The sequence below is a fragment of the Paenibacillus sp. D51F genome, from assembly GCF_053345695.1.
In genome coordinates this window covers 129,760-151,039 of the sequence record NZ_JBKFAO010000005.1, presented here as the reverse complement: position 1 = coordinate 151,039, position 21,280 = coordinate 129,760, and the positions used below count along the sequence as shown (strand labels likewise).

General features: G+C 58.6%; 22 protein-coding genes and 1 riboswitch. Of the genes, 16 read left to right on the top strand and 6 right to left on the bottom strand.

What is annotated here, in order from left to right:
• Nucleotides 1–59: 59 nt before the first annotated feature.
• Both ACLBWT_RS11435 and ACLBWT_RS11430 read left to right on the top strand, forming a co-directional pair.
• Nucleotides 60–422: a tyrosine-protein phosphatase gene (locus ACLBWT_RS11435; RefSeq protein WP_447663253.1), complete on the top strand. Its 363-nt coding sequence runs from the start codon at nucleotides 60–62 to the stop codon at nucleotides 420–422.
• The gene (locus ACLBWT_RS11430) at nucleotides 416–1,213 is read left to right on the top strand and encodes a GNAT family N-acetyltransferase (RefSeq protein ID WP_447663252.1); all 798 of its coding nucleotides are present in this window, start codon (nucleotides 416–418) and stop codon (nucleotides 1,211–1,213) included. The genes ACLBWT_RS11435 and ACLBWT_RS11430 overlap by 7 nt, the downstream gene beginning before the upstream one ends.
• A gap of 104 nt (nucleotides 1,214–1,317) precedes the next feature.
• On the opposite strand, the gene ACLBWT_RS11425 is transcribed toward ACLBWT_RS11430, so the two are convergent.
• The gene (locus tag ACLBWT_RS11425; protein WP_447663251.1) at nucleotides 1,318–2,262 is read right to left on the bottom strand and encodes an aldo/keto reductase family protein; all 945 of its coding nucleotides are present in this window, start codon (nucleotides 2,260–2,262) and stop codon (nucleotides 1,318–1,320) included.
• A gap of 156 nt (nucleotides 2,263–2,418) precedes the next feature.
• Here ACLBWT_RS11425 and ACLBWT_RS11420 point away from each other — a divergent pair, with 156 nt between their 5' ends.
• Complete coding sequence (locus ACLBWT_RS11420; protein WP_447663250.1) at nucleotides 2,419–2,751, top strand: winged helix-turn-helix transcriptional regulator; 333 nt, start codon at nucleotides 2,419–2,421, stop codon at nucleotides 2,749–2,751.
• Nucleotides 2,752–2,836: 85 nt separating this feature from the next.
• Here ACLBWT_RS11420 and ACLBWT_RS11415 read toward each other — a convergent pair whose 3' ends face one another.
• Nucleotides 2,837–3,787 (bottom strand): cation diffusion facilitator family transporter, encoded by a 951-nt coding sequence (locus ACLBWT_RS11415; protein WP_447663249.1) that lies wholly within the window; start codon nucleotides 3,785–3,787, stop codon nucleotides 2,837–2,839.
• 270 nt (nucleotides 3,788–4,057) lie between these two features.
• Between ACLBWT_RS11415 and rlmN the strand changes: the two genes are divergently transcribed.
• The 4 genes from rlmN to greA all read left to right on the top strand — a co-directional run bounded on the left by rlmN (nucleotide 4,058) and on the right by greA (nucleotide 7,593).
• Complete coding sequence (rlmN, locus tag ACLBWT_RS11410; RefSeq protein WP_447663248.1) at nucleotides 4,058–5,149, top strand: 23S rRNA (adenine(2503)-C(2))-methyltransferase RlmN; 1,092 nt, start codon at nucleotides 4,058–4,060, stop codon at nucleotides 5,147–5,149.
• Between the two features lie 237 nt (nucleotides 5,150–5,386).
• Nucleotides 5,387–5,713 (top strand): YnfA family protein, encoded by a 327-nt coding sequence (locus ACLBWT_RS11405; protein ID WP_447663247.1) that lies wholly within the window; start codon nucleotides 5,387–5,389, stop codon nucleotides 5,711–5,713.
• Nucleotides 5,714–5,812: 99 nt separating this feature from the next.
• Nucleotides 5,813–6,871 (top strand): GNAT family N-acetyltransferase, encoded by a 1,059-nt coding sequence (locus tag ACLBWT_RS11400; protein ID WP_447663246.1) that lies wholly within the window; start codon nucleotides 5,813–5,815, stop codon nucleotides 6,869–6,871.
• 248 nt (nucleotides 6,872–7,119) lie between these two features.
• Nucleotides 7,120–7,593, top strand: a complete 474-nt coding sequence (greA, locus tag ACLBWT_RS11395) for a transcription elongation factor GreA (RefSeq protein WP_447663245.1) — start codon at nucleotides 7,120–7,122, stop codon at nucleotides 7,591–7,593.
• Nucleotides 7,594–7,742: 149 nt separating this feature from the next.
• Here the strand turns inward: greA and ACLBWT_RS11390 are convergent, their stop codons facing one another.
• On the bottom strand, nucleotides 7,743–8,357 hold the full coding sequence (locus ACLBWT_RS11390) for an HD domain-containing protein (RefSeq protein WP_447663244.1): 615 nt from the start codon (nucleotides 8,355–8,357) through the stop codon (nucleotides 7,743–7,745).
• Between the two features lie 240 nt (nucleotides 8,358–8,597).
• Nucleotides 8,598–9,986, bottom strand: coding sequence for a threonine synthase (gene thrC / locus ACLBWT_RS11385; RefSeq protein WP_447663243.1), 1,389 nt, complete (start codon nucleotides 9,984–9,986; stop codon nucleotides 8,598–8,600).
• A 381-nt stretch (nucleotides 9,987–10,367) separates the two neighbouring features.
• On the opposite strand from thrC, the gene ACLBWT_RS11380 reads away from it, so the two are divergent.
• Nucleotides 10,368–10,955, top strand: coding sequence for a DNA-3-methyladenine glycosylase (locus ACLBWT_RS11380; RefSeq protein ID WP_447663242.1), 588 nt, complete (start codon nucleotides 10,368–10,370; stop codon nucleotides 10,953–10,955).
• A gap of 292 nt (nucleotides 10,956–11,247) precedes the next feature.
• Here the strand turns inward: ACLBWT_RS11380 and ACLBWT_RS11375 are convergent, their stop codons facing one another.
• Nucleotides 11,248–11,829, bottom strand: coding sequence for an NAD(P)H-dependent oxidoreductase (locus ACLBWT_RS11375; RefSeq protein WP_447663241.1), 582 nt, complete (start codon nucleotides 11,827–11,829; stop codon nucleotides 11,248–11,250).
• A 180-nt stretch (nucleotides 11,830–12,009) separates the two neighbouring features.
• Here ACLBWT_RS11375 and ACLBWT_RS11370 point away from each other — a divergent pair, with 180 nt between their 5' ends.
• The 5 genes from ACLBWT_RS11370 (at nucleotide 12,010) to ACLBWT_RS11350 (ending at nucleotide 18,037) form a co-directional block, all read left to right on the top strand.
• Entirely contained in the window at nucleotides 12,010–13,029 is a 1,020-nt protein-coding gene (locus tag ACLBWT_RS11370; protein ID WP_447663240.1) for an AraC family transcriptional regulator, read from the top strand.
• Nucleotides 13,030–13,756: 727 nt separating this feature from the next.
• On the top strand, nucleotides 13,757–15,229 hold the full coding sequence (locus ACLBWT_RS11365; protein WP_447663239.1) for an FAD-binding oxidoreductase: 1,473 nt from the start codon (nucleotides 13,757–13,759) through the stop codon (nucleotides 15,227–15,229).
• Nucleotides 15,226–15,795, top strand: coding sequence for an MFS transporter (locus ACLBWT_RS11360; protein ID WP_447663238.1), 570 nt, complete (start codon nucleotides 15,226–15,228; stop codon nucleotides 15,793–15,795). Before ACLBWT_RS11365 ends, ACLBWT_RS11360 begins: the two co-directional genes overlap by 4 nt.
• Nucleotides 15,796–15,857: 62 nt before the next feature.
• A riboswitch (purine riboswitch) is annotated at nucleotides 15,858–15,961 on the top strand.
• 157 nt (nucleotides 15,962–16,118) lie between these two features.
• A complete protein-coding gene (locus ACLBWT_RS11355) occupies nucleotides 16,119–16,748 on the top strand; it encodes a xanthine phosphoribosyltransferase (RefSeq protein WP_447663237.1) in 630 nt (209 codons plus the stop codon).
• On the top strand, nucleotides 16,742–18,037 hold the full coding sequence (locus ACLBWT_RS11350; RefSeq protein WP_447663236.1) for a nucleobase:cation symporter-2 family protein: 1,296 nt from the start codon (nucleotides 16,742–16,744) through the stop codon (nucleotides 18,035–18,037). The genes ACLBWT_RS11355 and ACLBWT_RS11350 overlap by 7 nt, the downstream gene beginning before the upstream one ends.
• Before the next feature lie 94 nt (nucleotides 18,038–18,131).
• Here the strand turns inward: ACLBWT_RS11350 and ACLBWT_RS11345 are convergent, their stop codons facing one another.
• A complete protein-coding gene (locus tag ACLBWT_RS11345; protein ID WP_447663235.1) occupies nucleotides 18,132–19,013 on the bottom strand; it encodes a general stress protein in 882 nt (293 codons plus the stop codon).
• Nucleotides 19,014–19,330: 317 nt separating this feature from the next.
• On the opposite strand from ACLBWT_RS11345, the gene ACLBWT_RS11340 reads away from it, so the two are divergent.
• The 3 genes from ACLBWT_RS11340 (at nucleotide 19,331) to ACLBWT_RS11330 (ending at nucleotide 21,280) form a co-directional block, all read left to right on the top strand.
• Nucleotides 19,331–19,825 (top strand): hypothetical protein, encoded by a 495-nt coding sequence (locus tag ACLBWT_RS11340; protein ID WP_447663234.1) that lies wholly within the window; start codon nucleotides 19,331–19,333, stop codon nucleotides 19,823–19,825.
• Nucleotides 19,826–19,902: 77 nt separating this feature from the next.
• Entirely contained in the window at nucleotides 19,903–20,685 is a 783-nt protein-coding gene (locus ACLBWT_RS11335) for a hypothetical protein (RefSeq protein ID WP_447663233.1), read from the top strand.
• Between the two features lie 85 nt (nucleotides 20,686–20,770).
• Nucleotides 20,771–21,280, top strand: coding sequence for a hypothetical protein (locus ACLBWT_RS11330; RefSeq protein WP_447663232.1), 510 nt, complete (start codon nucleotides 20,771–20,773; stop codon nucleotides 21,278–21,280).

The following is a 21,280-nucleotide window of genomic DNA, read 5'->3' as shown; positions in this document are numbered from 1 at the left end:
CTGAACGGTTGGAGCATATGGCCGGCTTCGCTCGAAAACAGAAAAGGAGAGTGCATTCCATGAAGGAACAGCTGGAGGCTGGCTTGAATAGGAGAGAGCTCGGCGGCTGCATGGCCGCGGACGGCAGGCAGGTGAAAGAGGACGTTCTGTTCCGTTCGGGCGAGCTGCATCGCCTGACGGCTGAGGAAGCTCTTTATGTGGAGTCGCTCGGCTTGACGGCCGTCTGCGATCTGCGCACCGAGTCTCATCTGGAGCGGGTCCGTTCGGTGCTGGCCTTCCGAGAGGAATACATTCAGGCCGCGTTTGACGAGATCCGGCGCGTCCACGGTACGCCCGAAGCCTTTTTGAGGGGTGGAATCGGCTTGACGGAGCCGCAGCTGGAGCAGCTGGGAGAGTGGTATCTGGAGCCGGCCGCATGCTGATCCCGACCGCGCAGCCCTGTTCCAAGGAAGAGATCGGCATTCTGATCGATGAATATTTGAGGAGCTTTGCGGTTCCTTTCGACTCCTTCCTGGAGGAGCATATTCTGGAGTCCGCCTTCTATTCGTTCCATTCAGGCACCGGCTTGGCCGGTTATTACGCCATACATGGCGAAGCGCTGCTGACGCAGTTCTACATCCGCATTCCTTGGCTGAAGCACTCGCAGGCGCTGTTCGGACAAGTGATGGAGCATCATTCGATCCAGTCGCTGCTGCTCCCGACCTGCGACGAGCTGTTTCTCAGCCTGGCGCTCGATAGGGGCTTCCCCATCCGGAAGCAGGCCTATTTGTTCCAGGAAGGCATCCCGCTGCACGCCGTTGCGGCGCCGGATCGCCAGGAAGAAATCTTCCGTCCGGCCGAGATCGGGGATGAGGAGACAATCGGCAACGTGTGCGGCGAGTTTTTGGATCAGTACGAGCAGCGGATCGCCAGCGGCGAGCTGTTCGTCCTTTTCAGGGGAAACCTGCTGCTCGGCATCGGAGTGCTGGAGAAGTCGAGGCTGTTCGAAGGGACAGCGAGCATAGGGATGTTCGTGAACGAGTCCTGCCGCAACCAGGGCGTAGGGAAGAGCTTGATCCTTCGGCTGAGGCAGCGATGCTCGGAGAACGGGCTGACGGCGGTCAGCGGATGCGGGTACGGCAATGAGGCCTCCAAGCGGACGCTGGAGAGTGCGGGAATGGCGACGAGGACGAGGCTGCTGAGAATTTCGGCGGACGGTCATTCTGTTCGATGACGCAGAGGACTGTCGAGGCGCGGAGCAATAGGCATAGGAAAAAAGAGTCCGAGCATCTGGAAATCCAGCTGCTCGGACTCTTTCGGCTTCTCGCAGACGCGTCTTTATTTTCCTTCGAGGATGCCCTCGATCTTGTCGACGATTTCCTGGGTCAGCTTGACGCCGGAAGCCTTGGCATTCTCGACGACCTGCTCCGGACGGCTCGCGCCGACGAGGGCGCTGGCTACGTTCGGCTGGCGCAAAATCCAGGCGAGCGCCAGCTGGCCGACGGTCAGGTCCAGATCGGAAGCGATGGCGCCGAGCTCGCGGACCTTGGCGATCTTCTCTTCCGTGATGCCGTTCTTCATCCACTCCAGCTTCGCGGCGCGGCTGTCGGCCGGGATGTTGTCCACGGATGTGTACTTGCCCGTCAGCAGGCCCTGGGCGAGCGGCGAGAAGACGACTTGTCCCACTCCGCTGCGCTCGCTGTACGGAATGATCTCCGGCTCGATGTAGCGGTTGAACATGTTGTACTGCGGCTGGTTGACGACGATGCGGTCCAGCAGGTAGCGGTCGGCGATGGCATGCGCTTCTGCGATCTGGGATGCGGTCCACTCGCTGACGCCGACGTACAGCACCTTGCCTGCGCGGACGAGATCGTCCAGCGTGCGCAGCGTTTCGTAGAGAGGCGTCTCGGGATCGTGGCGGTGGCAGTACATGATGTCCACGTAATCGACGTCGAGACGCTTCAGGCTCGCATGGAACTGATCCGTCAGATGCTTGCGCGAGAGGCCCCGGTCGTTGGGCAGATCGCCCATCGGCCAGAATGCCTTCGTAGCGAGCAGGTAGGAGTGGCGGGGGAACGCTTTGATCGTTTCGCCGACGAGCGTCTCGGCCGCTCCTCTTTCGTACACGTTGGCCGTATCAAAAAAGTTGATTCCCAAATCGTAAGCGGCATGAATGGCTTTCACCGCGTTCTCGCGCTCGACGTAGCCGCCGTAGGTCAGCCAGCTGCCGAGGCTGATCTCGCTCACCTTGGCGCCGGTGCTTCCAAGCCTGCGATAATCCATAGAGAATCCCTCCTATAATTGAATGCGCTTGCCTTATCACGGCTAATTGTACGCATGTTTCTATCTCAGGGGAAGTAGTGAAAATATCCTCACTTTATTATATAGAGGATATCTACTATACTGAGGGTTACTAGCTTTCGCAAAGGAGATTTGTCCATGGCAAGCAGCAACTACATTCCCAAAAACCCCGACACGATCGATTGCAATATCGAAAAAACGCTGGATGTCATCGGCGGCAAATGGGCCTTCCTCGTCCTGCGGGAGCTGTTCTGCGGCACCCGCCGCTTCGGGGAGCTGCAGCGCCTGATCCCGGCCGTAAGCCCCCGGGCGCTTACGAGCACCCTTCGCCACATGGAGGAGAAGGGAGTGCTGGAACGCAAAGTCTATCCGACCGTACCCGTCACGGTCGAATATACGCTCACCCCCAAGGGGCAGGATCTGCATCAGATCATTAAGGAAATGAAGCTGTGGGCGGCTAGATGGACATGAAAAAAAGCACCCTTAATAGGGCGCTTAAATAAGGTATTATTTAGAAATGCTGAGTAATGCTTGAGCGGCATGCAAGTCTGCCTGTTCAAGCTTGGCTGCCCGTCAGTTCCCGCCGGCTTTTCAAGAATTCCCGGCCGTATTCGCCATGCGGATTGATGCCGGCATGCTCGAGTTGAATCGTCGAATGGGAGATGCCGTACTTCTGCTTCAAGGTCTCGTTGATATTGAGGATGATGCAGAACGGCTGGATATTCTCATCGGCGAACACATGAGCCGTAAGCGAATAATGGTCGGTCGATACGGCCCATAGATGCATCTCGTGCACGTCCTCGACGCCTTTGACCTGCCGGATCGAGGCGCGGATCGCCTCCAGATCGAATTCGCGGGGCACGGACTCCATCAGGACGAGATAGGCTTCGCGCGTGATGCGGGCGCCGCCGATGAAGATGATGCCGCCGATGACGAGACTGATGAGCGGATCGAACCAGACTCTGCCGGTCAGCAGGATGAGCAGCGCCGAGACGATGACGCCGACCGAGCTCAGCAGATCGCCGAAGAAATGCCAGAGGGCGCTCTTCACGTTCAGATTGTCCTCTTCCTTCATGCTGCGGCTGAGGACGATCGTCAGCACGAGATTGACGACGAGGCCGATGGAGGCGATGGCGAGCATCAAGCCGTACTGGATCGGCTCCGGATGGAGGAAGCGGCGGATGCCCTCGACGAAGATGCCGACCGAGATGACCGCGAGCGCAAGCCCGTTCAGGAAGGAAGCGATGATTTCGAAGCGCAGGTAGCCGAACGTGAACCTTGCATCCGGCTGCCGGGAGGCCATGTAGATAGCGGTCATGCTGAGTCCGAGGGCGATGACGTCGGAGATCATATGGGCGGAGTCGGACAGCAGGGCCAGCGAGTTCGACAGCAGTCCGCCGACGATCTCGACGATCGTGAAGAACAAGGTCAGAAGCAGCGTGATCCATAACGTCTTCTTGGACCGGGATTGCTCCTTGACGTGCTGGAGATGATGAAAATCAACCACTCGGATCTCGACCTTTCCATTTAAATTATAGTTATTATTATATTACTCCTGTTATTAGATGGTTACAATTCTTTTAAATGAGACTCGTTTTCAGCGCAATGACGATGATAATCAGCTTCAGAGCTGGCTATACCGGCAAAAGAACGCAGGTCGTCGGGCCCTGCGTGCCGGCGTGCCTTCCCAGGCTTGTCCCGGCTTGAAATATCGGGCGGCTTATGGGACGATAAAGCGAGCCTGGATGCTGAAAAGAAGAAAGAGGTTTGAATATAGATGAACACCCTGTACGGACTTACTCAGGAGCAGCTGGAAGCTTGGCTCGGGGAACGCGGACACCGCAAGTTTCATGCGATGCAGGTATGGGAAAGCCTCTACCGCAGACGCGTCCGGACATTCGGCGAAATGGCCGATGCCGGAGTGAAAAAGGAATGCGTGCAGCTGCTGGAGGAGAACTGGCGGCTCGGCACGCTTGAGGAGCATACGCGCCAGGAATCGATGGACGGCACGGTCAAGTTCCTGTTCCGTCTGCAGGACGGCAATCTGATCGAGACGGTGCTCATGAAGCACAAGTTCGGCTTGTCGGTATGCGTCACGACCCAGGTCGGCTGCAACATCGGCTGCAGCTTCTGCGCCAGCGGCCTGCTCGCGAAGAGCCGCGACCTCACCGCAGGCGAGATCGCGGAGCAGATCATGCGGGTGCAGCTGTATCTGGACGAAGCCGGCCTGGACCAGCGGGTCAGCCATATCGTCGTGATGGGCATCGGCGAGCCGTTCGACAACTACACCCATCTCATGAATTTCCTGGCGATCGTGCAGCATCCGAAGGGGCTGGCGATCGGCCCGCGCCATATCACCGTATCGACGAGCGGCCTTTCCGCCAAGATCCGCGACTTCGCCGACAGCGGTTTGCAGGCCAATCTGGCCGTGTCGCTGCATGCGCCGAACAACGAGCTGCGCACGCGGATCATGAAGATCAACAAGGCGATTCCGATCGAGAAGCTGCTGGAGAGCATCGATTATTACCTCGACCGGACGCGCCGCCGCATCACGATCGAGTACATTCTGCTCAAGGATGTCAACGATCTGCGGGAGCATGCGCAGGAGCTGTCTGATCTGATGCGTTCGCGGCCCCAGCTGATGAAGCTGGCCAACGTGAATCTGATTCCGTACAATCCGGTCGACGAGCACAGCCAGTACCAGCGCAGCACGCCGGAGGCGATCGACGGCTTCTACGACACGCTCAAGAAAAACGGCGTCAGCTGCAGCGTGCGGCTGGAGCATGGCGCGGATATCGATGCGGCCTGCGGCCAGCTGCGCAGCAAGCAGCTGCGTGCGGATGGCGGCAAGAGCGAAGCGGCGGTCTGACCCGCCTGTTTTCCCATAAAGCTTTCCGCCTCGGCGGAAAGCTTTTTTTGCAGTCGAGATGAAGGCAGCACGTTCAGGATGAGAGCAGCGCGATCAGATGAAGATCTATATCAAATGTAGACGAAGGCGCCGAGCTCTGGACACCTCGCTTTCCCGCATATACGATAAAGGCCGACGGCCGCCGCAAGGCTGCAGGAAAGACAGGAAAAAGCAGAGGAAAAGGCTGGGTGAAGGGTATTGGGCAAAGCGTGGGTATTGTTCCTGCTGGCGGGACTCGCCGAAATCGGCGGAGGGTATATGGTGTGGCTGTGGCTGCGCGAGTCGAAGCCGCTCTGGTTCGGAATCGCAGGTGGCATCCTTCTCGTCTCGTACGGTATCATCCCTGCCCTGCAGGGCTTTCCTTCCTTTGGCCGGGTCTATGCCGCATACGGCGGCGTCTTCATCGTCATGGCCGTTCTGTGGGGATGGCTCGTCGACCGCAAGACGCCGGATCTGTACGACTGGCTGGGAGCTGCGGTATGTATGGCAGGGGTATCGATCATGCTGTGGGCTCCGCGCGGTTAAAGGCGGATATAGCGGATTTTTACCTTTACCTGGAAATGAATCATCTCCATAATGAGCTTCATAAGCATGCGGGGAACCGCGTTATGGAGGGATTCGAGCATGGAATTCAAAATACGTCCGCTGGTATTGCCGGATGACTACGAAGGCATTGCCGCCGTTTGGAATGAAGAGCTGTCCGAGCCGACGACGGCGGAGAGCCTGGCGGAAGCCGACAGCAAGCTGTATGAGCAAGGACATCTGCATATGAATGCCGACGGACTGCTGGAAGGATATGACCGGTTCCGGAGAGTGGCGGTCAACGATGACGGCCGGATTGCCGGGTATTTATGGACCTGGCGCGCTCCGTGGACAGAGGCTGGCGGCCTGTACCATACCTTGGTCGTATCCAAGGCATTCAGAGGTCTCGGAGTCGGCCGGGCCTTGCTCGGGGAGGCGGCCGCCTGGGCGTCAGCCATCGGGGCAGACCGAATCTACACGGAAGTATGGGATGACGATCTGCGCTCGCTGCGTTTCGCGGAGCAGTCCGGATTCGAGATCGAGCGCCGGTCCTGGCAGTCGGTGCTGGATCTCAATCATGTAGAAGAGGCCGCGGCCCTTGCGGACGGCGCCGTCATCGAGCGGCTCGAGAGCGAAGGGATCCGCTTCGTTTCCTTGGCGGATATGCCGGAGGAGGACAGGGAGCAGCTGCTCTACGAGCTGGAGTCGCCTACCTTCAACGACATTCCGGGGTTTCTTGGAACGCCTCCGGGCTTCGGAGATTGGCAGAAATGGAATTTGCGCGGGGACGGCTATGCGCCAGAGCGGGTGATCCTTGCGCTGGATGGCGATCGGTACGTGGGCGATTGCAATCTGCGTTACTTCGAGGAGACCCGCGGCATGTACCACGAATATACATGCGTGCATCGCGATTATCGGGGGCGCGGCATCGCCCGGGCTCTGAAAATCCTTTCCATCCGCCTCGCCGTGCGGACAGGCGCTCTCTATCTGCGCACAGACAACGACTCCTTGAACGAGCCGATGCTGGCCGTGAACCGGAATCTCGGCTACCGCTCGCTGCGAGGCAAATACCGGATCAAAGGCGACGTCGGCAGCATTGCTGCGGCGAACAGGAAGCTCGATCCCTCGGATCGAGATGCGGAAATATCGAGACTGCAATGAATGAGCTTTCCGGATACGAATCCCTGCAAAAAAATGCGGAATAGCCGGACGGACTCCTTCCGCGATTTCAGTTGAATTCACTTGAACCAAGTCCATGCCCGGTCTAAGGCTCGGGATTTTGGACTTGTTTGTCTTGTTCCGGAACAGGCTCCGATAGTGGGAGATAATGGCCGTCCGGGCCCGCGAAGCATCCGCGAGGCTTTTTTGTGCTACACTAGAGGGAGCAGGAACTGAAGGAGAGATCAGGAATGGACAATCATGAAATCATCTTGACAGCGGAAGGTCTGGCCAAGCTGGAAGCAGAGCTGGAAGACCTTAAGGGACCGCGGCGCAGGGAACTGGCCCAGCGCATAAAGACGGCGATCAGCTACGGCGATCTGAAAGAGAACAGCGAATACCATTCGGCCAAGGACGACCAGGCTTTCATGGAGACGAGAATTCTGCAGCTCCAGGCGATGCTGAAGAAAGCTCGTGTAGCGACCACGACGGATACTTCCTCGATCAATGTCGGTTCGGTTGTGGTCCTTCATGACCGGGAGTTCGATGAGAACGTAGAGTACCGGATCGTATCTCCTGCCGAAGCCGATGTGCTGGAGAACCGGATTTCCTATGAAAGTCCGCTGGGCAAGAACCTGATCCGCAAGCGGGTAGGCGACGTGGTGGAAGTGGATGCGCCCATGGGCAAGATCAGCTACAAGGTGCTTGAAATCAAAACGGTTTAATATCGGATTGTCGACCTTGTCGCAGGCATCAGACAGCAGGCGGCAAGCGCAGGAACAAAATGCATCATGGCAAGCAGAAGCAGTCCGCGCCTCGACAGCAGGCGGCGGGCTTTTTTTATTGCCCGGGCAATGGCGGTAGCGATGGAAGCTTACGTAAGGTCGGCGGACAATTCCAGATAGGAGCTCCGCAGCCAAGGATGCACGACCCGCAGCTTGTCCCGCTGTTCCCACATGTACGAGAGATAAGCGAAGGCGGCATGAGTAACCGATTGCTCCAGCGCCGGCAGCAGAAGATTCAGATAGGGCGGCTCGCCCGTCTGATCCCACTTGATTTTATCGGCGACAAACACGGCCCGGTCGACAAGCGTGGAGCAAGGACGAAGCGTCGTATGACAGCCTGCGGCTTCCAACACGGCGGCATCTCGGATGCCGAACAGATCATGCCCCATCTGCCGGGACAGCTTCTGATGCACAATCATGGGGAAGGCTTCTTCTTCGGGCAGCACGTCAAGGTTCAGCAGGCGCGCGGCTTCAATGCGGGCGTCGTTGGGATAGACGGCGCTGATGTCATGCAGCCAGCCGGCTTGCTCCGCCTGGGACGGATCGCAGCCCGCTGCTTCGGCCAACCGGCGGGCTTCCGTTCCTACGGCCATGCAGTGCACGGCGGTATCTTCCCGGCCGTTGGAGACGAGAAAGGCATAGATATCCTTCCGCAGATCGCCGCTAAGCGGAACCGGCTTCAGAAGTGAATAAGCTTCATTCAAGAGGAATCCTCCTTGGACCGCCCATCAGCGGAAGTAGTCTTCGAAGTCTGTTGTAGCCATACAAAGGGGGGAGGGAGAGCTTCTGTCGCATGAGCGGCATCAAGCACCAACCGCCTACACGTATCGATGTGTCATGTGCTATGCATCTAGCGCGGGACTTGACTATGCGGTCTGAACGGAAGCGGCCGCAAGATGCGGGCGGCAAAAAGACCGGCGCCAGCAGGCTCCGGTCTTCGGGATTCAGAAAAACTCTGCCAGCTTCTCCGCGATCGCCGCGTTCGTGGCGGGAGACAGCTGCTGATGCTGCGGCAGATCGAACAGCTTGGCAATCTGGGGCGGGAACGGCTGCTCGATGCCGACGAGGCGGATCGACTCGTCGAACTTGGCCGGGTGGGCCGTGGACAGCGCCACCATCGCCTCGCCGGAAACGGCGAGCCGGTCTGCGGCAGCTACGCCGCATGCCGTATGAGGATCGAGCAGGTAGTCCGTATCGCGATAATACCGGGCGATCGTGTCCAGGCATTCCTGGTTGCCTACCGCATAAGCGGCAAAGTCAGCCTGTACCGCAGCGAGCTTTTCTGCCGGAATGCTCAAGCTGCCCTCTTCCTTGAACTGAGCCATCAGACGGGAGATCGAGGCGGCATCCTCGCCGTAGAGATAGAACAAGTAGCGCTCGAAGTTGCTGGCGACCTGGATATCCATCGAAGGGCTGTAGGTGCCGCGGAACTCTCCGGGCTGATAGACGCCTTCAGCGACGAAGCGGGCGAGAATGTTGTTCTCGTTCGTCGCGAGAATCAGCTTGTCGACGGGAAGGCCCATCCTCTTGGCGAGGTAGCCGGCGAAGATGTCGCCGAAGTTGCCTGTCGGCACGCTGAAGCTTGCTGGAGCGGTCTCTCCGCGGCGGGCAAGCTGCAGGTAGGCGTAGAAGTAGTAGACCGTTTGCGCCAGGATGCGGGCGATATTGATGGAGTTGATGGCGCGCAGATGGTAGCGGTGCTTGAACTCGACGTCGGCGAACAGTTCCTTGATGATGCGCTGGCCGTCGTCGAAGGTGCCGTCGATCGCGAGATTGAGCACGTTGGCGTCGTCGACGGTCGTCATTTGCAGCTCTTGGACTTTGCTGACCTTGCCGTGAGGGTGGAGGATGCAGATGCGGATGCCCTCCTTGCCGCGCACGCCCTCGATGGCGGAGGCGCCGGTATCGCCGGAGGTCGCGCCGAGAATGTGGATCGTGGAACCCGTACGGCGGGCCACGTAGCTGTAGAGGTTGCCGAGAAACTGGAGAGCGACGTCCTTGAAGGCAAAGGTCGGGCCATGGAACAGCTCCAGCACGTCGAGGCCGTCGCGGATGCGGCGGACCGGCGTGACGGCCTCGTCACGGAACGTCGAGTAGCTGTCCTCGACAAGCGCGCGCAGGTCATTTCTTGGAATCTCGTCTCCGATGTATAAGGTGAACAGCTCCAGCGCCAGCTCCTGGTAGGTGAGCTCCTGCCATTGCTTCAGCGTGTCTGCCGATACCTGCGGAATCTGCGCCGGCAGCAGCAGGCCGCCGTCATCCGCCAGTCCCATCAGAATGGCGTCGATGAAGCCGACTCCGGCAACCTTGCCTCTCGTACTGATGTATTCCATGCCAAGTCCCCTCGTCCGGTTTGAATTTTCCGTTATTGTATCAGAAATTCGCCCGCACACCTACCCCGAAATTGCAATTTCACGTCAGGTTGGGGCCGCTTGAGCCTGTCATTGGATTGATGGCGGCGAGGGCGGATCGGAATATGGCAGCAAAGGAAACAGAGGTACGAAGCCTTCATGAACGGGTGCGGTCAACGGCTGGAGCCGACGGGGGACTCGGTAGTCGAAAGCCGAGCTGGGTGGGCGTAATGAATGGATGTAGAGCTGACGGGATAGCCCATAGTCGAGAAGCCGAGATGATTGGCAGAAGATTGGCTGGCCGGCAGCCGGGCGGACGGCGATGGATGATATAATCAAGCGATAGAGAAGGAGGTGCTGACCATGATCGGAAAACCGGTAAGCAGGGAGTTTTTCAGCCAGCCGACGCTGGAGCTTGCGCAGGCATTGATTGGAATGCTGCTGGTCAAGGAAACGCCGGAGGGCACGGCGGCAGGCTGGATCGTGGAGACGGAGGCATACCGCGGTCCGGGCGACCGCGCGGCGCACAGCTACGGCGGACGCAGGACCAAGCGGACGGAGGTCATGTTCGGCGAATCCGGACATGCCTATGCGCATGTGATGCATACGCACTGCCTGCTCAACATCGTCAGCGCGGAGCTTGGCAGCCCGGAGGGCGTGCTGATCCGGGCCTTGGAGCCGTGCGCGGGGCTGGAGCTCATGCAGGAGCGGCGCGGCGCGGGCAAGAAGCTGCGCGACTTGACGAGCGGGCCCGGCAAGCTGACCAGGGCGCTAGGCATTACGATGACGGATTACGGCCATCCGATGTTCGAGCCGCCCTTGTACATCGCGGAGGGAAGGGAGAGGGGCATTATCGCGGCCGGTCCCCGGATCGGCATCGACAACAGCGGAGAAGCCCGCGACTATCCGTGGCGGTTCTGGGAGAGCGGCAGTCCGTTCATCAGCCGGTGAAGCAACTATAGTTGTATGGTCTCTCCCACCTGCACACTTACGATGTAAGCTGGAAAGCTTTGCATGAAAGGGATGGGAGCCGGCCCCGGCCCCCGGCCTGCTCTCGCCGCAAGCCCGACCGACCGGGCACAGAGTGCGTTCATGCTGTTGAGGATGATGGTGCTGCTTCCGTTCATCGAGAGACTGCAGACAGAGCGCAGACAATATTTAAGAGAATTACAGCGTTGCATGTCTCATGAATAAGAAACTTGCAGCCCTCATCTCCAAAGGCGATCACAGCCCACAGAGTTTGTCAGTCCATATTCTGTCCGAGCTTCTCGATGCGTTCCATCCAAGCGGCCAGGCGATCCGGCGAGGAGTCCTTCATGCCGCCAATGCGAGTGGTGCGCACGGGGGATATGCCGCAGAATTCCAGGGTTCCTTTTTTCATGGCATGAATACCGGCATCCCTTAGTATTGTCTGGTAATACCAAGCGGGGGAGTCCATCGTCACAATCATGCGGCTCGAGCGGCCTTTGAGCAGCTTCTCCCAACTGGAGGAGCCCTCCTTGAATTGATAGGCATATCCTGGCAGCAGGGTTCGATCCAAAAAGCCTTTGAGCACAGCCGGAATCGTAGCCCACCAGACGGGGAAGACCCAGACCAGATGATCCGCGCTCTTCATCAGCTCCCTCGCTTGCAGAAGATCCGGTTCCAGCTCCATCCGCTTGCGGTAGCCATGCCGCAGATTGGGATCGAATGCCATCGATGCGAGGTCCAGCACTTGAACCTCGGCTCCGGCCGCCTCCGCTCCCCGGATGTAAGCGCCAGCCAGTGCGTGGCAAAAGCTTTCCGCATCAGGATGGCCGATGACAACCGTTATTTTTTTCTTCATAAGAAACCTCTCCTTTTGCATTTTCATGGGCAGTCAGCCGAATGTTTCCGCAGCCCGTGTTACAGCAGCGGCTTCTATGCCGCTCCTCCATGCATTCATGGTAAACTATCCACAAAAGGTTTCCAGTGACGCGAAGCGCATCGTTGATGATCATTCGCGCAAAGGGAGGGGAGGCGCACGATGGAGGGAATGACGGTTACGCTGCTGGCGGCTTCCATGCGGGGCATGGCCGGTCGCGGGTACGATACAGCGAGGTTCTGCCGCGAAGCAGGACTGGATTCCCGCGTTCTCCTTCAGGGAGATGCCCGTATCCCGCACGGGGAAATGGTTCGGCTGATGGAGGCGGCTAGCCGGTTCACAAGCGATGAGCTGTTCGGGCTTCATCTGGGAAGCGGGATGGAATTCGCGGATCTGGGCATCGCCGGATACGTCATGCAGCATTGCGGCACGATTCGGGAGGCGCTGGCCGCCCTCGGCCGTTACCACGCGATGATTTGCAGCGGGTATGAGCTGGATGAGAAGACAAGAGGGAATATGGCCGTAATCGGATTCCATATTTGGGATCCGTCGATCCCGGAATCCCGCCACTGCAAGGAGGATATGCTCTCTTCCATCTGCCGCGCCTTGTCCAGATTGGCCGGGCAGCCGCTTCTGCCGGCCACCGTCTCCATGAGGCATCAGCCGGCAGCGCCGGTGGAGGCTTATGGGGAGGTCTTCGGCGTGATCCCCCGTTTCGGAGCGGAAAGGGATGAGATCGAATATCCGCTGGAGGTGCTCGATTTGCCGGTGCTGGTGGCGGACGAGAAGCTTCGTCTGGCATTCCAGTCTGTGGCGGAACGGGTTCTGGATGATATGCAGGACGGACGCAAGGTCGCCGCACGCGTCTCGCGGCATCTGCTGAACCGTACCGGCGCCGCGCTGCCTTCTCTTTCGGATACCGCCAGAGAACTGGGCATGAGCACGCGCAGCCTCCAGGCCAAGCTGAAGGAAGAGGGAACCAGCTACAACCGGATCGCCGGGGAGCTGCGCAAGGAGCTGGCGGTCCGTTATTTGGCCCGGGAAGAGCACAGCATCGCCGAAGTGGCTTATCTGCTCCATTTTTCCGAGCCGAGCGCCTTCCACAGCGCATTCAAGAAATGGACGGGAATGACTCCAGGCCAATACCGGCATTCCAGGCAGGGCAACTCCGTAGCGAATTGACGTTCTCAAGCAGCAGGCTGCTTGGTGGTCGGAAGGCTGTCGAAGGACATGATGCGTCAAGGCCTTGAACTCCGCAGGAACTGCTTCCCAAAGTCCAGCTTCCTTGCGCATCTCTCCCGGCACGTCTCGTAAAGTCCACTTTCATGCGCGCCTACCGGCACCGTCGCCCATAGTCCAACTTCCACGATTGCAAGTGGATATACGGGATACAAGGGGCAGTCCAGGAGGAGCTGGTGAAGTCGGCTGGAATTAGATTAAGGCAGCATTGTCGCGTCTGTGCATCGAATGTGCAAATTGCATGAGGTTGGAGCAGATCTAATGACGAAATGATTTGGATTAGTCTGGCGGGCTGCTTATCGGACATAGGATCCGTTATTTGCGGAGTTGAAGGCGAATCATGCGATTATCGGACATAGGATCCCTTATTTGCTTTCAAGCTATCGATATGAGGGGATTTGTTCACAAATAGCGGATCGTATGTCCGATAGATATCCGAAAATGGGATTTTGGCTAAAATAACGGATCGTATGTCCGATAGGTGTTGAAGACCGGCCTCTCGATCTCCGGAGCGGGCTTCCATCCATCGGGATCGGCACTTGGCGCATCTTCGCCCGGCAAGCCGCCACTCCCCAGCGAGACAACAGCTCTCTGCCTCGCCTGCAGAGCTACCGCGCCACCCGGAAGGAGTCGCAAGCATGACCGCGAGAACCCGAAAGGAGGCCGCAAGATGACCGCCAGAACCCGAAAGGAGTCTGCAAGCATGACCGCCAGAACCCGCTTGTTCGCAGCCGCCGCGGTCATCCTGTACGCCGGGGCGTTGACTCTTTCCCTGACGCTGCGCTCGGCCATGCCCCGAGGCGAGGAAGCGACCGACGTCGGCCGCATCGTGAGCGCCAAGGTCGACAAGACCGTCGCGGTCCGGACGACGGAGGACGTCGCAGCCGCTATCCGCGAAGCGCGCCGTGAAGGGCGGAAGGTGAGTGTCGCCGGGACGCGCCACAGCATGGGCGGCCAGACCTTTTATGAAGGAGCGGTCGTGCTGGACATGAGACGGTATGATCGCATTCTCGACCTCGATACGGCGGCGAAGAAGATTACCGTCCAGAGCGGAGCAACATGGGAGAAGATCCAGGAAGCAATCAATCCCCATCATCTATCCATCCGCGTGATGCAGTCCCAGAACATCTTCACCGTCGGCGGGTCGCTGGGCACGAATATCCATGGAAGAGATCCCTCCGAAGGCTCGCTGATCGAAACGGTGGACTCTTTCCGGCTGATGACGGAGGAAGGCAAGATCCTGACCGCCAGCCGCATCGAGAACGCCGATCTGTTCCGGGCGGCCATAGGCGGTTACGGCCTGCTCGGCGTCATCCTCGATGCCACGCTGAGGCTGACAGACGATGAAGTCTATACGCAGCATACGTCGCTGCTGGACTACAAGGATTTTCCGGATGCTCTGCGGGCATCGGTCGAGTCCGGCCGTTCAGGCCTTGTCATCGCCCGGATTTCCACCGCTCCATCCGGCTTCCTCCGCGATATGTACATGACCGAATACATGGACAGCACCATTCCGCTGGCGGAAGCCGATACAGGGCTGAAGGGAGAGCGGGCTGTGGAGCTGACCCGCTTTGTGTTCGGCCTGCAGCGCAAATACGGCTGGGGCAAGAATATGAGCTGGAGCCTGCAGGAGCGGCTGTTCCGCTCCACTGAAGGCAAGCCGATTACCCGCAACAATGCCATGCGTCCCGAGAGCGAGTTTCTGGAATACCGGGATGCGCAGAAGAGCGATTTGCTGCAAGAGTATTTCGTCCCGCTGGATCGTTATCCGGCATTCGTCGACGGGCTGCGGACGCTTCTGCGCGAGGAGCCGGTCAACCTCGTCAATATTACGGTCCGCTACATGCCCCGCAGCAACGAATCGCTGCTGGCCTATTCCCGTCAGGACAGCGCGGCGCTGGTGCTGCTCATCAACGAGAAGCGTTCCCCGGCAAGGCTGGAGCGGTTGAAAAGCGTGACGCAGAAAATGATCGGGCTTGCCGAGCAAGTCGGCGGCACCTATTACTTGACCTATCAGCTCTTCGCCTCGAAGAAGCAGTTCCGCGCGGCATATCCGGCAGCGGACGAATTCAAGGCAGCGAAACTCGCTTACGACAAGGAGTCCTTGTTCATGAACGAATGGTACGCGGAGTATGTGCGATGAGAACCGTCGCGATGCGGTATGTGATGCTTTCCCAGAACGTCATGACGCTCGGCTCGGGCATCGTGTTTCCTTTCTATCTGATCAGCATCAAGGAAATAGGCGGCGATTTCACCCAGTACGGCATTGCCTACGGCTTGTTCACGATCTGCTCCGCCTATCTGAACGGCTATTTCGGCCGGTCATCCGACCGGTTCGGCCGCAAGCCTTTCCTCCTGCTAGGCTCCTGGGGAATGGCGGCTCTCTTCCTTCTCTTCCCCCTGGTCACGAGCATTTGGCAGGTCTATGCGCTGCAGGTGGCGATGGGGGTGTTCGGAGCGATGCAGCGGACATGCGAGAAAGCCTTGCTCGCGGATCTCACGGAGGAAGGACGGCGCGGGGAACAGATCGGTCGCTACCATATGGGCCTGTCGCTGTTTTCGGGCCTGGCGGTCATCGCCGGTGGATTTCTCGTCGATTATTTTACGTTGGATCTCATCTTCTACTTCGGCTCCGTCTTATTGTTCGCCAGCGGGCTGGTGCTCCTGCGGGTGCAGGAGAAGTCGGGCCCGGCCGGAATGGAGACATGACGGATCTTGTCAGATTTTACTCTTGCCAGCATTCGCGTAACCGTGTAGGATAACAAAATAACAACGAACGCAATTTCATAACTCGTATAATCATGGGGATACGGCCCATAAGTTTCTACCGGATGACCAATGCAATCGTCCGACTATGAGTGAGAACGCCTTTTTTTGGTTCTGTCTGCGCGCAGCTTGGCGCCGGACGAGCCAGGCGTATCCAATGACTTGTCTTATCAGGCAGATCTCACTTGAGGGTACCAGCTCAGTGGGGTCTGTTTTTTGTTTTTTTCCAAGAGGCCGGATAACAGGAAAAGGGGCGCTGGACGACGATGAAACAGCTGGAAGAACGCATCCGCCGGGAAGGTCAGATCCTCTCGGACAAGGTGCTTAAGGTGGACTCGTTCCTGAACCATCAGGTCGATACGGAGCTGGCGCTGGAGATCGGGCGCGAGTTCGCGCAAATTTTCGCAGACCGGGGAATCACGAAGGTGCTGACGATCGAGGCGAGCGGCATCCAGTTCGCGATGGCAGCGGGCATCGCGCTTGGAGTGCCTTTCGTTTACGCCAAGAAGAAAAAAGCGGTGACGCTCACCGAGAACCTGTACACGGCTCAGGTCCATTCCTTTACCCGCCAGGAAACGTATCAGGTCAGCATCTCCCAGAACTATCTGGCACCAGAGGAGCGCGTCCTGATCGTGGACGATTTCCTCGCGACCGGAGCCGCCCTCGTCGGCCTTGTCGACATCGTCAAGCAGTCCGGCGCTCAGCTGTGCGGAGTCGGCTGCGTCATCGAGAAGAGCTTCCAGGAAGGCCGCGGCCTGCTGGAGGAGCTCGGAGTCGAGGTGCATTCCCTCGCCCGGATCGCATCGATGGCACCTGGACGAGTCACGTATGTCAGCGAGCTTGAAGCCGAGCCTGCTGCGGCCGGCGCCGCCGGAATGGATGGGGCCGGATGCTGAGCCGCCGCAAAACCGTCACTCTCGGCCTTCAGCATGTGCTCGCCATGTATGCCGGCGCTGTCGTCGTTCCTCTGATCGTCGGAGGGGAGCTCGGGCTCACGCCGACCCAGATCGCGTATCTGATTGCCGCCGACCTGTTCACCTGCGGCCTTGCCACTCTTCTGCAGGTCATGAAAACGCGGTTCTTCGGCAGCGGCCTCCCGGTCGTGCTCGGCTGCACGTTCACGGCGGTCGGGCCGATGATCGTCATCGGCAAGGAATACGGCCTTGCGACCGTATATGGAGCCATTATCCTGTCCGGCTTGTTCGTTCTGCTCGCCGCGCCGCTGTACGGCAAGCTGCTGCGTTTCTTCCCGACGGTCGTCACCGGATCGGTCGTCACGATCATCGGACTGTCGCTCATCCCTGTCGCGATGAACAACGCCGCAGGCGGTCAGGGCGCGCCCGACTTCGGCGCCCCGCGCAACCTGCTGCTGGCGCTGCTCACCCTCGTCGTCATTCTGGTCGTCAGCCGCTTCGCCAAAGGCTTCATGCGCGCCATCGCGGTGCTTGTGGGCCTTGCCGCCGGCACAGCAGCCGCGTATGCGATGGGCATGGTGAGCTTCTCCGGCGTCTGGGACGCTTCCTGGTTCAGCATCGCGCAGCCGTTCTACTTCGGCGCTCCGCATGTGAGCCTCGTTGCCGTCGTGACGATGATTCTCGTCAATATCGTCAGCATGGTGGAATCGACAGGCGTATACCTGGCCGTCGGCAAGACGACCGACCAGCAGGTCGACGAGAAGCAGATCGTGAACGGCCTGCGCTCGGAGGGCGCTGCGATCATGCTGGGAGGCATCTTCAATGCCTTCCCTTATACGGCCTTCTCCCAAAATGTCGGCCTCATTGCGCTGACGAAGGTCAAGAAGCGCAGCGTCATCGTCGCTGCCGGCGCCATCATGGTGCTGCTCGGCCTGCTGCCGAAGCTCGCGGCGCTGACGACCGTCGTGCCCAGCGCCGTGCTGGGCGGCGCCATGATCGTCATGTTCGGCTCCGTCGCGGCTTCCGGCATGGGCATTCTGTCCGAAGTCGATCTGCGCAAGGAAGGCAACCTGATGATTGTCGCGTGCAGCCTGGCTGTAGGTCTCGGCTCCGCTACCGTGCCGGCGATGTTCGGCCAGCTGCCGTCGGAGGCTTCGATGCTTCTGCAGAGCGGCATCGTGACAGGATCGCTGACCGCGATCATCCTGAACATCATGATGACGCGGCGCCAGCGCGACGCGGCGCCGGCCGCTTACCAGGAAGCTTCTTAAAAGCTTTTAGAATTAGAAAGAGGCTGTTCCAAGTCCGCCAAGGACCGGAACAGCCTCTTTTGATTTCATGACGTCTCTTCTATAGATAAGGAGATCAGAAGCGGTTCTTCACATTGTCGCCAAGATTCTCCGCCCGCTCGCGCAGGGTGACATCGCCGTTCCCGTCGCGGTCGCGGTTCAGCGGCACATGGCCGTCCCGGCGTTCTTCATCGCTGTAGTAACGGGAATCATGCGTGCGGTCCGGCTCCGCATAGCCGTCCGCGGCTCTGTAGCTGCCGTCGACAGGATCGCGGTCGCTTCCCATGATGCGTCCATCCCGGTCGCGGTCCGAGAGACCGGTGCCTGCGACCGGCGATGGGTCGAGGCCGGATCTGCGGACCGGCTCGCCGTCCGGGTACACGTCGGCTGCAGGCACGGCGCCGTCCGCACTGACATGCTCGGCCGCCGCGGCCGTTTGGTTGTAGGGCTGAATGTCTCGTTCGTAAGAAGGCGCGTTGATGGAGCCGGTCGAACGGAGCGAATCGTAGATGTCATGGTCCCGTTCGGTGTTGGATTCAACCAGCACCAGAATATTGCCGTCCTGTACATATTCATTGTACATGTTGGCTTCATTCTCCGGAATGCCAAGGCCGATCAAGCCGCCGACGAGTCCGCCTGCTCCGGCACCTACGGCTGCGCCTGTGAGCGCCGCCGCGATCGGTCCGGCCGCAACGATCGGCCCTATGCCCGGAATGGCTAAAGCGCCGATGCCTACAAGCAGGCCGGTAAGGCCGCCGAGTACTCCGCCGCCTGCGGCTCCGGCTGCGACCCCTTCGGGAGCCATCGTTCCGGTTTCCTCCTGGATGGCTGCAACATCGCCCTTGTCTCTTGCCAGAATGGATATATCTTCGCTGTTGACTCCCCGCGCCTTGAGATCCTCGATAGCGCTGATTGCCGCTTCTTCCGTGTCGTATACGCCTACGATTTTTTTGCTCATTTCTTTCGCCTCCTTCAGATTTTAATGCCTTGGAAGTTATATAACCGCTGTCCTTCATGCGTAAACGAGCCGAAATAGTTTCATTCTGGCTCAAAAGGAGTAGATCTTCTACTCCCAAGGGATACCTTCATCCTCTAGCTGCAGGCACAAAGAGGCCATAGGGAGAAAAGTAGTCTACTCCTTTCATTCTTCTCGGTTGGAACTTATTGGGACATCCAGAATTATCCTTAATGGTGACGATTAAGCCGTTCTCAAGCCCTATACTGAGTACAGACACCAGGAATAAAGTCCCGGAGACTGAAAGCGGAGGTGAGGATATGAAACGCACGGTTCTGACGGCAGGCATTGCCGCTCTGACGCTTGCGGCGGCGATTGGTTCGGGAACAGCCAGCGGCGCCTCGGATGCTGGAGCGCAGCTCAAAGCCTGGTACAAGGATGCCTTCTCGCAAAAGGCAGGCTCCCTTCGCTGGGGGCGGGAGGAGCCAGCCGGCGAATCGATCCGAGCCTCTGCTGCCGGTCTTGTCCAGGAACAGATGCAAAAATCCGCCGAGCAATTGGAGGACTTTGCCGATCTCGCAAGACAGGAAGCTTCCGGTGCCCTTAGGGCGAGAAGCCAATCCTACATCAGGCAGATCGATGAAGCCTCTGCCGAGCTGCGGGGAAGCCAAGGCGTCGAGGGAGCCATCCAGCAGAAGTTCCGGGATGCTGCCCAGGCGAGGACGGCTGAAGCCGAGACCGGTCTGGAGCAGGCATTGGAACAGACCCTGGATCAATGGCTGGATCAGCAGACATCCGGGGAAGAAAGTCCTTGATCGGCTTGCCAGCCGGATCGGGAGAATTACATAGCTTGCAGACACGACAAAACCAAAATTAGAGGAGCGAATCAATCATGGCAATGAAATCCCTTAAAAGCAAAGTAGCAGTAGGCGTTCTGGCAACTGGTCTTATCGCAGGCATGGGTTCCGTCTTCGCAGCAACGGACATCTCCGGACAATTCCAAAGCTGGTACAAAACGAACTTCACGAACACGGTGACGGTTCCAGTCACGGCCAATGCGGCTGCCGAGCTGAAAAACCAGCTGAGCGGATATGCAACCGAATTCACGGCGCTTACGGCCAGCTCCAAGCAAGCGATTGTGACGGATCAGAAGGCGCAATCCAACACTTCGATGACGACGATCAACTCGAAGAAAAACGACTACGTCAACCAAGTCACGAATGCTAAAAACGACATCAAGAACAACCAAATCGGCCGGGATACGCAAAACCTGATCGCGGGCCTCAACTTCGTGGACAACGTTGCGGTTAAAGGCGCCGAAGTAGCAGGCCAGTTCAGCCTGAACAGCGATCTCGACGCTCAAGGCAAAGAGAGCGTGAAGCAGGTCAAAAAAGACGTGGCCGCTTACCAAGCATCCTCCACAGGCGATCTTGCTTCCAAAATCCAAGCGGCAAAAGACGAGCTGAAAGCTCTGATCGATCAAAGCGCCACGACGGCAGACGCTGAGGTTCGCAAAAACCTCGAGCAAAAAATCGCCGAGCTTCGCAAAACGCTGAGCGACTACGCCGCTCAACAAGTCGCGGAAAACAAAGCTCTGGTCAAAGCGGCTGCGGACACGGATACGGCTGCAGCGCTGAAAGCGCTGGAAGACGTCGCCAACTCCATCAACAAGTAATATTGCATTCGCGGGTCGACACGGGGATTGGAGCCAATCCCCGTGATTTGATCTGAAAAAAAACACATCGAAGGGAGAGAACGGAATGAGAAAACAAAGGGGTTCAACCGCCGCATCGTCGAAAAAATGGAAATCCCGGGTTTTGCTTGGAGTTGTGGCTGCAAGCGTGACGGCCGTCGCTTCGCTTGGCGTGTCGTTCGCGGACGTGGATCTCAAGGAAAAGTTCCGGTTCGCGATGCAATCAAGCGCCGACCAGGTCATCGCCAAGATGAGTGATGAGATCCGTACGGAGACCGAGGCCGAGAAAATCGTCTTGCAGAAAGAACTCCAAGCGAAACTTCAAGAGCATCAAGCGGCATTGCAGGCTTATGCGGCCGAACAGAAGCAGGCCGCTATCCAGGCGATCAAGGATCGATCGAGGGAGCTGGTCGCCAGCCGCGAATTCAGCGGCGAGGAGCAGAAGAGGGCCTACGCAGAGAGCATCCAGTCCGTGGAAAGCCGCGCTATCGCGGAGTTGAGCGCCATTACGATTTCCGAGCCGACTCCTACTGCGCCTTCCGTAACCGGGGATGTATATGCCCCGGAGCAGCCATAG